Origin of the sequence: Streptomyces sp. NPDC057694, from assembly GCF_042799415.1 — a bacterium.
GTDB lineage: Bacteria > Actinomycetota > Actinomycetes > Streptomycetales > Streptomycetaceae > Streptomyces.
The window spans coordinates 47,149-60,082 of the sequence record NZ_JBHVIX010000005.1 but is presented as its reverse complement, the minus strand read 5'-3'; the positions used below and the strand labels follow the sequence as shown (position 1 = coordinate 60,082).

Annotated in this window: 8 protein-coding genes; 6 read left to right on the top strand and 2 right to left on the bottom strand. The window is 70.9% G+C overall.

What is annotated here, in order from left to right; all coding sequences use genetic code 11:
• The first annotated feature begins 138 nt into the window (after positions 1-138).
• The 6 genes from ACFVDP_RS14670 (at position 139) to ACFVDP_RS14645 (ending at position 10,045) form a co-directional block, all read left to right on the top strand.
• Positions 139-1,965 carry an AMP-dependent synthetase/ligase gene (locus ACFVDP_RS14670; RefSeq protein ID WP_383488718.1) on the top strand — a complete coding sequence of 609 codons (1,827 nt, stop codon included), beginning with the start codon at positions 139-141 and terminating at the stop codon, positions 1,963-1,965.
• 75 nt (positions 1,966-2,040) lie between these two features.
• Positions 2,041-4,347, top strand: coding sequence for an FdhF/YdeP family oxidoreductase (locus tag ACFVDP_RS14665; RefSeq protein ID WP_383488716.1), 2,307 nt, complete (start codon positions 2,041-2,043; stop codon positions 4,345-4,347).
• A 117-nt stretch (positions 4,348-4,464) separates the two neighbouring features.
• Positions 4,465-5,718 (top strand): ABC transporter substrate-binding protein, encoded by a 1,254-nt coding sequence (locus tag ACFVDP_RS14660; RefSeq protein WP_383488713.1) that lies wholly within the window; start codon positions 4,465-4,467, stop codon positions 5,716-5,718.
• A 28-nt stretch (positions 5,719-5,746) separates the two neighbouring features.
• Positions 5,747-8,413, top strand: coding sequence for an ATP-binding cassette domain-containing protein (locus ACFVDP_RS14655; protein WP_383488710.1), 2,667 nt, complete (start codon positions 5,747-5,749; stop codon positions 8,411-8,413).
• Positions 8,410-9,159, top strand: coding sequence for an ABC transporter ATP-binding protein (locus tag ACFVDP_RS14650; RefSeq protein ID WP_383488707.1), 750 nt, complete (start codon positions 8,410-8,412; stop codon positions 9,157-9,159). The genes ACFVDP_RS14655 and ACFVDP_RS14650 overlap by 4 nt, the downstream gene beginning before the upstream one ends.
• A 94-nt stretch (positions 9,160-9,253) precedes the next feature.
• Positions 9,254-10,045 (top strand): aldo/keto reductase, encoded by a 792-nt coding sequence (locus tag ACFVDP_RS14645; RefSeq protein ID WP_383489540.1) that lies wholly within the window; start codon positions 9,254-9,256, stop codon positions 10,043-10,045.
• A 96-nt stretch (positions 10,046-10,141) separates the two neighbouring features.
• Here ACFVDP_RS14645 and ACFVDP_RS14640 read toward each other — a convergent pair whose 3' ends face one another.
• Positions 10,142-11,059, bottom strand: a complete 918-nt coding sequence (locus ACFVDP_RS14640) for a class I SAM-dependent methyltransferase (protein WP_383488704.1) — start codon at positions 11,057-11,059, stop codon at positions 10,142-10,144.
• 117 nt (positions 11,060-11,176) lie between these two features.
• On the bottom strand, positions 11,177-12,925 hold the full coding sequence (locus tag ACFVDP_RS14635; protein ID WP_383488701.1) for a glycoside hydrolase family 6 protein: 1,749 nt from the start codon (positions 12,923-12,925) through the stop codon (positions 11,177-11,179).
• Positions 12,926-12,934 lie beyond the last annotated feature (9 nt).

Sequence of the window (12,934 nt, the reverse complement as noted above, 5' to 3'; positions counted from 1 at the left end):
GTCGCTTCCCTTGTGGCCGCATTTAAACGGCTGACCTGTGCATATTCCGCGCGCCACCGGTGAGACGGACCCTCTCCCGCCGGGGCGCGCGGTCCGGTACCGTCGCCGACGCTGTGCGGAGCGCCACAAGGAGCAACATTGCGTGAGTTCACCACCCCCGCTCTGGCGTCGGCGCCGCCGGTGGGCGGCTTGGCCGACGCCGTGTTCGACCATGCGCTGGACGACCCGGACCATGTCGCCTTCGGGCGCAAGGACGCCGAGGGCCATTGGCGCGACGTGACCTCGGGCGAGTTCCGGGACGAGATCCTGGCACTGGCCAAGGGCCTGCTCGCGCAGGGCATCAGATTCGGCGACCGGGTCGCCATCATGTCCCGTACGCGCTACGAGTGGACGCTGTTCGACTTCGCGCTGTGGACCATCGGCGCCCAGGTCGTCCCCATCTACTCGACGTCCTCGGCCGAGCAGGTCTTCTGGACGCTGTACGACGCCCAGGTGTCGGCGGCGGTCGTCGAGCACGAGGACCATGCGATGACCATCGCCACGGTCATCGACCGGCTCCCCCATCTGCACCGGCTGTGGCAGCTGGACGGCGGCGCCGTGGAGGAGGTCAGCGCGTCCGGCACCCACGTCGACGACGAGACGGTGCACCGGCACCGCAAGGCGGTCACCCCGGACTCCACCGCCACGATCATCTACACGTCCGGCACGACGGGCCGTCCCAAGGGCTGTGTCATCTCGCACGCGAACTTCATGTTCGAGGCGGACACGATGGTGGCGCGCTGGGAGCCGGTGTTCGCCTCCAAGCGGGAGCGGGTGGCGTCCACCCTGCTGTTCCTGCCGCTCGCCCACGTCTTCGGGCGGATGGTGCAGGTAGCGGCGGTGCGCGGCGGGGTGAAGATGGGCCATCAGCCGCAGCTGAACGCGGCCGCGCTCCTGCCCGACCTCGTGGCCTTCCGGCCGACGTTCATCCTCGCGGTCCCGTACATCTTCGAGAAGGTCTTCAACGCGGCGCGGAGAAAGGCCGAGAAGGACGGCAAGTCGGGCCCGTTCGACAAGGCCGTCGAGTGCGCCGTGAAGTACGCGGACGCGCAGGAGGCGAAGGCGTTCGGCACGGGCTCGGGTCCGTCCGCGTCGCTGCGCATGCAGCACTCCCTCTTCGACAAGCTCGTCTACTCCAAGGTCCGCGAGGCGATGGGCGGCCGGATCCGGCACGCCATGTCCGGCGGCAGCGGCATGGACCGCAGGCTCGGGCTGTTCTTCGCCGGCGCGGGCGTCGCGATCTACGAGGGCTACGGTCTGACCGAGTCGACGGCCGCGGCCACCGCCAATCCGCCCGAGCAGACCCGCTACGGAACGGTCGGCAAGGCGATCCCGGGCACCACCGTGCACATCGCGGACGACGGCGAGGTGTGGCTCTACGGCGGCAATGTCTTCCAGGGCTATCTCAACGACCCGAAGGCGACCGACGGCACCCTGCACGACGGCTGGCTCGCCACCGGTGACCTGGGCGCGCTCGACGAGGACGGCTATCTGACCATCACCGGCCGCAAGAAGGAGATCCTCGTGACCTCCGGCGGCAAGAGCGTCGCGCCGCAGCAGCTGGAGGAGCGGGTGCGCGACCATCCGCTGGTCGCCCAGTGCATCGTCGTCGGCAACGACCGCCCGTACATCGCGGCCCTGGTCACGCTGGACACGGAGGCGGTCGAGCACTGGCTCGGCATGCGGAACAAGCAGATGATGCACCCGGCCGAGCTGGTGCGCGACCCGGACCTGGAGATGGAGGTGCGCCGCGCGGTCGTGGCGGCGAACACGCTGGTCTCGCAGGCCGAGTCCATCCGCACCTTCCGGATACTGGCCCACCAGTTCAGCGAGGAGCACGGGCTGCTCACGCCGTCCCTGAAGCTGAAGCGCAAGGCGATCGAGACGGCGTACGCGACGGAGGTCGAGGCGCTCTACCGCGGCTGACCTCCGGCGGGCACGGATCCGGACCTTCCCGTACGTTCGAGGGTGAGGCACCCGGAACCTGCGGAAGGCCGAACGATGAGCAGCGCACCCCCCGCGGCCCCGAACGGCGGCTACGGACCGTCCGGCGGCGAGCCCTCGCACACGCCCTACCGGCACCCCACGGCGGGCTGGGGAGCGGCGAAGTCCGTGGGCAAGGTGCTGGCGAAGGCGAAGGAGCCGGTCGACAGCGCGCGGATCATGACGCGGATGAACCACGCGGAGCGCGGTTTCGACTGTCCGGGGTGTGCCTGGCCCGACGACCAGCACGGGCTGGCGCTCGACCTGTGCGAGAACGGCATCAAGCACTCGACCTGGGAGATGACGCCGAAGCGCGCGGGCGCCGAGTTCTTCGCCCGGCACACGGTGACCGAGCTGGCGGCGTGGCCCGACCACGACCTGGAGGACCAGGGCCGGCTGGTGGGCCCGCTGGCGTACGACGCGGAGAGCGACACCTACGTCCCGGTGTCGTGGGAGACCGCCTTCTCGCTCCTCGGCGAGACGCTGCGCGGCCTGGACTCCCCCGACCGGGCGCTGTTCTACACCTCGGGCCGGCTGAGCAACGAGGCGACGTTCCTCTACCAGCTCTTCGCCCGCGAGTTCGGCACCAACAATCTGCCCGACTGCTCGAACATGTGCCACGAGGCGAGCGGCCGGGCGCTGACCGCGGCGGTCGGGACCGGCAAGGGCACCGTCGACCTGAACGACCTCGACCAGGCGGACGCGCTGTTCGTGATGGGCGTGAACGCGGCGTCGAACGTCCCCCGCATGATCACCACGCTCGCCCACGCCTACGACCGCGGCGCGCAGGTCGTGCACATCAACCCGCTGGTGGAGGCGGCGGCGGGCCGCACGATCGTGCCGCACGACTTCGCGGCGATGGCCACCTTCAGGCCGACCAGGACCGGCACCCTGAACCTCCAGCCGCGCATCGGCGGCGACCTGGCCCTGCTGCGCGGCATCGCCAAGCACGTCCTGGAGCGCGCCGAGAAGGACCCGAAGGCGGTCGACCAGGAGTTCCTCGACCGGTTCACGGAAGGGTTCGAGGCCTACCGCGACCTGTGCGCGGGGACCGAGTGGGCGGATCTGGAGGCGGCGAGCGGCCTGAGCCGCGAGGCCATGGCACAGGCCGGCGAGGTCTATCTCGGCTCCTGTCGTACGGTGATCAGCTGGTGTCTCGGCATCACGCAGCAGGAGCACGGCGTCGACACGGTCCGCGAGATCGTGAACCTCCTGCTGCTGCGCGGCAACATCGGCCGCGAGGGTGCGGGCCCCTGCCCGATCCGGGGGCACAGCAACGTCCAGGGCAACCGCACGTGCGGCATCGACCACCGCCCCAAGAAGGAGTTCCTGGACCGGCTCGCCGAGGCGTGCGGCATCGATCCGCCGCGCGATCCCGGCCTGGACACGGTGCGCGGCATTGAGGCGATGCACGCAGGCGAGGCGACGGTGTTCATCGGCATGGGCGGCAACTTCGTACGGGCCGCACCCGACCCCACGTACACCGAAGAGGCCCTGCGGAACTGCGAGTTGACCGTCCAGGTGTCCACCAAGCTGAACCGCTCGCACCTCGTGCACGGGCGCAGGGCGCTGATCCTCCCCTGCCTGGGCCGCACCGAGAAGGACCTTCAGGAGGGCGGGCCGCAGGCGGTCTCCGTCGAGGACTCGATGAGCATGGTGCATCTGTCGCGGGGCATGAAGCGGCCCGCGTCGTCGCATCTGCTCTCGGAGCCCGCGATCATCGCCCGGATGGCGCGGGCCACGCTGCCCGACTCCGCGACGCCCTGGGAGGAGTACACCGGTGACTACGACCGGATCCGCGACACCATGCAGCGCGCGCTCGGCGGATTCGAGGACTTCAACCGGCGGGTGCGCGGCCCGAACGGGTTCCGGCTGCGCCAGCCGGCCCGGGAGCGGATCTTCCAGACGCCGTCCGGGCGGGCCGAGTTCTCCCTTGCGGCACTGCCGGACCCGAGCCCCGGCGAGGGCCTGCTGACCCTGGCCACGGTCCGCTCGCACGACCAGTGGAACACCACGATCTACTCCGCCGACGACCGCTACCGGGGTGTGCGCAACCTGCGCACGCTGGTGTTCCTCAACGCGGACGACATGCGCGAGCGCGGCCTCGCGGACATGGACCTGGTCGACATCACCTCGGTGGCGCGGGACGGGACGCGGCGGTCGGTGCGCGGTTACCGTGCGCTGGGTTACGACCTGCCGCGCGGCTGCGCCGTGGGCTACATGCCGGAGCTCAACGTCCTGTGCGCGATCGGCGACTTCAGCCAGCAGAGCGACCAGCCGCTGATGAAGCACCTGACGGTGGAAGTGCGACGGCAGGACGGGTAGCGAACCACCTTAGCCAGCACGTCATCTGACGGCCCATCAATTACCGACGCGTCAGTTATTGACGGTTCATCAGGTCCGACACAGAATCACCCTCACTTCGACGGAGGGGGACCGACCGTGTCGCGACCGATCCGCGCCATCACCGCCACCGTGGCGGCCCTGCTGCTCGCCACCGCCTGCAACTCCACCGCCACCAGCTCCTCGCCCGAGGGCAAGGGCAGTTCGGTACGGGGAGTGACCGACGACTCGATCAAGGTCGGCGGCATCGTCTCCATGACGACCGCGAGCGGCTACAGCAAGAAGGACACCGACCTGGGCGCGAAGGCCCGCTTCGCGCGCGCCAACGCCGAGGGCGGGATCAACGGCCGGAAGATCGACTACCTGGGCGCTCAGGACGACGGCCAGGACCCGGCGAAGAACCTCGCCGCGGCGCGCAAACTGGTCCAGCAGGACAAGGTGTTCGCGATCGCCCCGATGAGCTCGGTGACCTTCTCCGGGTCGGACTTCCTGCAGAAGCAGAAGGTGCCGACGTTCGGCTGGGGCACCCTGCCGTCGTTCTGCGGGCCGACGTACATCTACGGCTTCGGCGGCTGCATGGTGCCGATGCCGGGCGGCACCATCTCGCAGACCTGGCCGGAGGGGCTGAAGAACGTCACGGACGGCGCGAAGGGCCGGACGGTCGCGATCCTCGCCAACGACAACGACGCCGGCACCTTCGCCATCCGCACCTACAAGCAGTCGTTCGCGTCGGCCGGTTACCAGGTGACGTACGCCAAGGCGTCCGTGCCCGCGACGTCGGTGCCGAGCGACTGGTCGGCGTACACGAAGGACCTGCTGCGCAGCGACGGCGGCAAGGCGCCCGACGTGGTCGTCTCCGTGATGCAGACCCCGTACAACATCGGGCTGTTCACCGCCGTCAAGCGCACCGGCTTCAAGGGGGTGCTCACCGATCCGACGGACTACGACCCGGGGCTGCTCGCCAAGAGTGCGACGAAGCAGGCGCTCGACGGGGTGCACGTCCTGCTGTCCTTCGAGCCGTTCGAGTCGGCGTCCGCGCAGATGAAGCAGTTCAAGGCCGACATCGAGAAGGCCGCGGGCAAGGAAGTCCCCCTGAACATGCACATGATGACCGGGTACATGAGCGCCGACCTCTTCCTCGCCATCGCGAAGAAGGCGGGCAAGGACCTGACGGTGGCCTCGTTCCAGAAGGCGGCGAACGGGTTCTCGGACTCGGGGACGCTGGTCGGGAGCCGTCGGCTGCCCGCCGGGCAGAGGGAGTCGTTCGGCTGCGGGGCGCTGGTCCAGCTCAAGGGCGGGGCGTACGAGGTGTCGTCGCCGTTCAAGTGCTACGCGCCGATTCCTTTCAAGTAGAGCCGCCTTCGCCTGAAGGGTTGTTCACGTGACCGACCTGCTTGCCTTCTGCTTGAGCGGGCTCGTGTCGGGTGCGCTGTACGCGCTGCTCGCCACCGGGCTCGTGCTGTCCTACTCGGCGTCGGGGCTGTTCAACTTCGCGCACGGCGCCACCGCCTATCTCTGCGCGCTCGCCTTCTACGAACTGCACTCGGGCTTCGGCTGGCCCGCGGTGCCCACGGCGCTGCTGCTCGTCCTGGTCGTGGCGCCCGCGCTGGGCTGGGGACTCGACCGGCTGATGTTCCGCAAACTGGCGCGGGTCGGGGAGACCGCGCAGATCGTTGCGACGATCGGGCTGCTCGTGGCGCTGCCCGCGCTCGGTCTGTGGGTGGTCGAGCTGCTGGACGACGCGGGGGCCGCCGTGCTGCCCGCGGAGAACCAGTTCGGGCTGCCGGGGGTCGGGCCGAGTCCCGCGAAGAACTGGCCGCTGATGGACGGCGTCGGCATCGACTCCGACCAGCTGATCACGTGGGTGACGACCGCCGTCGTCGCGCTGGGCCTGTGGATCCTCCTGCGTCACACCACGCTGGGGCTCCGGCTGCGGGCCACCGTCGACAACCGCTCGCTCGTCGAGCTGCGCGGGATGAGCGCGGACCGTCTGTCGTCGGTGGCGTGGATGCTGTCGTCGGGTCTCGCGGGGCTCGCCGGGGTGCTCGCCACTCCCCTGCTCGGCCTGTCCTCGCACGATTTCACGCTGTTCCTGTTCGTGTCGGCGACGGCCGCGGTGCTCGGCCGGTTCCTGTCGGTGCCGCTGGCCTTCGCGGGCGGGCTCGGGCTCGGTGTGCTGCAGAACCTGGTCGCCGGGTACGCCTCGTTCGCCGAGAAGATCACCGGGTTCCGCACCGCGGTGCCGTTCCTGATCCTGTTCGCCGGGCTGCTGCTGATGACCCGGCGGCAGCGCACGGCGGGCACGGCCGCGGTGGACGCGCCGCCCGTGGACTATCTGGCGGGGCGGTCGTGGGCGCGGCGCTGGGGGCCGTGGACGGTGGCGGGCGTTCTGCTGGCCGTCGCCTTCTACACGGTCACCACCCCCTTCTGGAGCGGGATCCTCGCCCAAGGGCTCGCGATCTCGCTGGTGTTCATGTCGTTCACCGTGGTCACCGGACTCGGCGCGATGGTCTCCCTCGCGCAGGCCACGTTCGTGACGGGCGCCGCGCTGGTGGCCGGCCTGCTGATGAGCCACGGGGTGCCGTTCCTCGGGGCGGCGCTCATCGGGACCTGTGCGGCGGCGGTGCTAGGCGCCCTGGTGGCGCTCCCGGCGCTGCGGCTCGGCGGGCGTTCACTGGCCCTGGCAACCCTCGCCCTCGCCTTCCTCGCCGACCAAGTGCTCTTCCAGCTGGGCTGGTTGCGCAACGGCGACACCGGGTGGGAGGTCCCCCGGGCCGTCCTCGGGCCGGTCGACCTGGGCGACGACCGGGCGATGGGGGTCGCGATGCTGGTGCTGTGCGGGGCGGCCGTGGCGGGACTCAGCGCGCTGCGCGGCGCACGGGCAGGGCGGGCGATGCTGGCGGTCCGGTCTGCGCCGGCGGCGGCGATGGCGTCGGGGGTGTCCGTCGTGCGCACCAAGCTACTGCTGTTCACGCTCTCGGCGGGCCTCGCCGGATTCGGCGGCGTGATGTACGCGTCGTACAACACCCGCATCACCGCGACCGACTTCACCGCGATGACGGGTCTGATCTGGCTCGCCGTGGTCGTCGCGGCCGGGGTGCGACGGCCGCAGTTCGCGGTGGTCGCCGGTCTCACCTTCGCCGTGGTCCCCCACCTCATCAGCGACTATGTGACCGAGTCGGCGCAACTCCCGGTGATCCTGTTCGGCCTCGCCGGGCTGGCCCTTGCGAACGATCCGGACGGGTACTGCGCCGCGTTCTCCGTGCGCGGACACCGGCGCCGGGACACGGTCGCGGTGGGCGCCGAGACGGCGTCCGGGGGCGAGCCCGAACCGGATGCGGCGCTCCAACTCATCGACGTACAGGCCGGATACGACGGAGCGCCCGTCCTTCAGGGCGTCGGCCTCACCGTCCGCCCCGGCGAGATCGTGGCGCTGCTCGGGCCCAACGGATCGGGGAAGTCGACCACCTGCAAGGTGGCCGCCGGGCTGCTGCCTGCGGTGCGCGGACAGGTGTACGTCGCCGGGGCCGCCGCCGGACGGCAGGGGGCGGTGCGCCGGGCGCGGGCCGGGGTGGTGCTGGCACCGGAGGGCCGTGGCATCTTCCCGTCCCTGACGGTCGACGAGAACCTCGCCCTGCAACTTCCGGCCAAGCAGGACCGGTCGGCGGTGTACGAGCGCTTCTCCGGCCTGGCCGCGCGCCGCGACGTGCCGGCCGGTTCACTCTCCGGCGGCGAACAGCAGCTGCTCGCCCTGGCGCCGCTGCTGCACGCCCCGCCGCGGGTGCTGATCGCGGACGAGCCGTCGCTCGGGCTCGCGCCCCGCGTCGTCGACGAGGTGTACCGGCTGCTCGCCGAACTCCGCGACGCGGGAACGGGGTTGCTGCTCGTGGAGGAGAAGGCGTCGGAGATCCTCGGCGTCGCGGACACGGTGGCGTATCTCGCTCAGGGCCGGGTCACCTGGTGCGGGCCGCGCGAGCAGGTCGAGACGGAGCGGCTCGCGGACGCCTATCTCGGGATCGCCGCACCCAAGGAGGCGGAACGCTCATGAGTCACGTACTGGAGGTCGAGGGCGTCGGCGTGCGGTTCGGCGGCGTACGGGCCCTCGACGGCGTGGACCTGCGCCTCGCGGCCGGCGAGGTGTGCGGTCTGATCGGGCCGAACGGCGCGGGCAAGACGACGTTCTTCGACGCCGTCTCGGGGATCCGGCGGCCCGACACGGGCCGGGTGCTGCTCGACGGCGCGGACATCACCCGGCGCTCCCCGGTGTGGCGGGCGCGGCACGGGATGCGCCGCACGTTCCAGCGCCAGCAGCTGTTCGGGCAGCTCACCGTCGCGGACAATCTGCTCGTCGCCCAGGAGTGGCGGCGCGGCGGCGCGGACGCCGGGCACGCGGACGGACTCCTCGCGGCGTGCGGGCTCACCGACGTCTCGGGCGCCTGGGCGGGCACGCTGCCGGTCGGCCGGGCCCGCATGGTGGAGCTGGCGCGGGCCGCCGCCGACCGGCCCAGGGTGCTGCTTTTGGACGAGCCGGCCTCGGGCATGACGGCCGGGGAACGGGAGCTGCTCGCGTCCGTCGTGCGCGGCCTCGCCGAGGATTCCGGGTGCGCGGTGCTGCTCGTCGAGCACAACGTGGCGTTCGTGATGGAGCTGTGCTCGCGGGTCGTGGTCCTCGATCTGGGCGCGGTGCTCGCCGAGGGCACCCCGGAGGAGGTCCGGGCGGACCACAGGGTGCGCGAGGCGTATCTGGGGGCTCAGCAGAATCGGCGCAATCCAGGAATGCGCGTACGCCCGTGATCGTTGACCATGGGAGTACGACTGTTGACTCAACCCGAAGGAACGACACCTCGTGAGCAAGGTTCCCCCGATCATCCTGAACAACGGCGTCGAGATGCCCCAGCTCGGCTTCGGCGTGTGGCAGGTGCCGGACGACGAGGCCGAGAAGGCCGTGGCGACAGCGCTTCAGGCCGGGTACCGCAGCATCGACACCGCCGCGATCTACGGCAACGAGGAGGGCACCGGCCGGGCGATCGCCGCGTCGGGCGTGCCCCGCGAGGAGCTCTTCGTCACCACCAAGCTGTGGAACGGGGACCACGGCCACGACGCGGCGCTCCGCGCCTTCGACGAGTCCCTCGCCAAGCTCGGTCTGGACTACGTGGACCTGTACCTGATCCACTGGCCGGTGCCGTCCAAGGACCAGTACGTGGACACGTACAAGGCGCTCGAGAAGATCTACGCGGACGGCCGCGCCAAGGCCATCGGCGTGTCGAACTTCCTGCCGGAGCACCTGGACCGGCTGACCACCGAGACCTCGGTCATCCCCGCGGTCAACCAGATCGAGCTGCACCCGCACCTTCAGCAGCACGTCTCGCGCGAGCGCCACGCGGAGCTGGGCATCGCGACCGAGGCCTGGTCGCCGCTCGGCCAGGGCAAGGGCCTCCTGGAGGTTCCGGCCATCGTCGCCATCGCCCAGAAGCACGGCCGCACGCCGGCCCAGGTCGTCCTGCGCTGGCACGTCCAGCTGGGCAACGTGGCGATCCCGAAGTCCGTCACCCCCGGCCGCATCGAGGAGAACATCGACGTGTTCGGCTTCGAGCTGGACACCGAGGACCTCGGCGCGATCTCGGCCCTGAACGAGGACCGCCGCCTCGGTCCGAACCCGGCGGAGTTCGGCAACGGCTGATTCCGGCGCCTCCGGCTCCTGAGAGCGAGGCCCCCGACGTGAGCACTGTCCGTGCTCGCGTCGGGGGCTTCGGTCATGAGGGCCGCGCCGACGGCATCAGCCCTTCACGGCCGTGTGCACCGTGTGGGCCACCAGCAGGAACACGTCGTCGCGGCGGTACAGGCCCTGCTCGTCCTCCGGGTCGAGGAGGCGGTCGAGGGCCGCGATGTCGTCGGTGGCGAGCGACTCCTCGAAGACGCCCCGGCGCCGCTGCCACATGTCGACCAGCATCTCGCGTCCGGCCGCCGACAGCGGTGCCGGCAGGTCCAGCAGGAACGTACGGGACTGCGCGCCCTTGAGGCCGGCGGCGGTGAGGAGAGCCGGCCAGTCCTCGACGTGGCTCTCGGCGCCGGGCAGGGAGCGGCGCATCTCGTCGAACCACTCGTCCTCGATGGCGTCGGCCCGTGTCTCCAGACCCGGCCGGCCGAAGCCGAAGTCGCGGGGCAGGCTGCGCAGCGGCAGACCGCCCTCGACCAGGGCGAGGGTGCCGCCGGGGGCGAGGCGGCCGGCGAGCGCGGCGATCGCGGCCCGCTGGTCGCCGACGTGGTGCAGGGACCGTGCGGCCCAGATGAGGTCGGCGTCGGGCAGCTCGCCGATCGCGTCGGGGAGCTCGACGCGCAGGGTCCCGGTGCGCTCGCCGAGACCGGCCTCGGCGAACCGCTCGGTGGCCCGGGCGAGAAGGGCCTCCTCCGGGTCGGCGGCGATGATCCGCGCGTCCGGGAACGCCTCGGCCAGTTGCAGGGAGATGGCGCCGGGGCCCGCGCCCGCGTCGACGATCAGGCCGGTGCCGCCGGGCCGCGACGCGCGCAGCCAGGACAGGGCCTCGGTGTAGAGCGGGGTGTAGACCTCCGCGCCGCGCTCCAGATGCGGGATCATCCGGGACCAGTCCATGTCCTTGGTGCCGTGCTTGTGCGCGTGACCGTGTCCCTGTCGGTGTCCCTGATCGTGCCCGTGGTCGCCGTGGCCGTGTGCCATGCGTGCGTCGCCGCCCTTCGTCCTGCCGTGTCGCCTGTGCTGCTTCCAGCGTGCGCGGGCCCCGCCGCGCCGGGCAAGCCGAGTTGCCGAATGCGCAAAGCGGGGCCCGCGACCGGTCTACTGGACCGGCGGGTAGGCGTTCTTCAGCAGTTCCTGGAACTGGGCGGAGAACCAGTGCCCGGACAGCGGCGCGTTCGGCAGCGCCCCGGAGAGGTGGTTGTTGTTGCGCGGGTTACCGGTGTAGGTCGGGTCGCACATCCGGTCGAAGCCCTTGCCCTCGTCGTTGGCGATGGCGGTGCTGGAGCCGTCCGACTCACCCGGCGGCTTGATCCACACGTACGCGTCGATACCGGCGGCGGGGCTGGCCTGCGGGCGTTCGCCGAGACCGGCTCCGGACTGGTTGCACCAGTTGCCGAGGTGGATGCGGCGGTCGTAGCGGCCCCCGTCCACGTATGTGTCCACGTCGGTCTTGGCGCCCGCGGCGGTGGGCCTGGCCGAGCCGCCCCAGCCGTTGCGGGAGGTGTCGATCAGCATGCCGAGGTTGGTGTCGAAGCCGAGGGAGACCAGCTTGGTCCGCATGGCCTGGGCGTACGACAGCTCGTCGGTGTAGCGGTTCCAGTCGACCCACTTGGACTGGCGGACCGAGACGCCGTTGACCGAGTCGTCGATCCCGAAGTGGTCCTCCTTGAGGGCGCTGTAGTTCGCCGTGTTCACGATGAAGCCGTGGACGTCGGACAGCTGCGCGCCGTTGCTGGTGGCGACGGTCTTGAACAGGTCCGCGGAGGGCCCGAAGTTGTCGTCCCAGCCGAGCCAGCCGTGGTGGCCGGCGTCGATGTAGTTGTAGACGTTCGGGACGGCGCCGAGCTTGTCGAGGGCGTAGCCGACGCCCTTCTGGTAGTTGCCGTTGGCCTTCATGGTGTCGCAGTTGGGGGTGGCCGTGGCGCGCGGCGTCACGTTGGTGACGAGGTTGGGCAGCGAGTCGATCTCGACCGTGGTCACGATGCGCAGGCCCGCGTACTTGGAGTCGGCGAGGATCGCGGCGATCGGGTCGATGAAGTCGCTCTTGTACTTGTCGATGTCGTTCGGGCCGAGTTCGCCGTTGGAGGCGAGCGCGGCGCAGTCGCGGCCGGGGAGGTCGTAGATGACGAGCTGGACGACTTCCTCGTTGCTGCCCTTCTGGGCGAGGGCCGCGTCCAGGTGGTCGCGCAGGCCCATGCCGTCGCCGACGCCGTCGATCGCGGCGATCCGGTCGAGCCAGACGCCGGTGGGCTGGTTCGCGACCGCGCTGCCGCCCGGCTCCGCGGCGGCCTTGGCCTTCCACTCCGGGTTCACGTAGACCTTGGCGCCCGCGTACGGGTTGTCGACGCGGCCGCTGGGGTCGGTCGGGTCCGTGGGATCGGTCGGGTCGGTCGGATCCGTCGGCCCGCTGTCCTCGTTGCAGGTGACGCCGTTCAGCTTGAACGCGGTCGGCAGCGCGTTGGTGCCGCTGTACGTGCCGTTGAAGCCGAAGGAGGCGGAGCCGCCGGTGGCGAGGGTGCCGTTGTACGAAAGGCTCTTGGCGGTGACGGCGGTGCCGGACTGGGAGATGTCCGCGTTCCAGCCGCTGCTGACCTTCTGGTTGCCCGCGAAGGTCCAGGTGAGGTTCCAACTGCTCACGGCGGCGCCGTTGTTGGTGACGGACACGGCGGTGGTGAAGCCCGTGTCCCACTGGTTCTGGACCTTGTAGTCCACGGTGCAGGCCGCCGCGGCGGCGCTGTCGGGGGCGGCGACGGCGGTGCCGACGCAGGCGGCGCCGGAGAGGACGAGCGCCGCGGCGAGCGCGGTGCTGCCTCTCAGTCTGGTACGGCTGTTCACGGTACGGCTCATGGTCTGGGG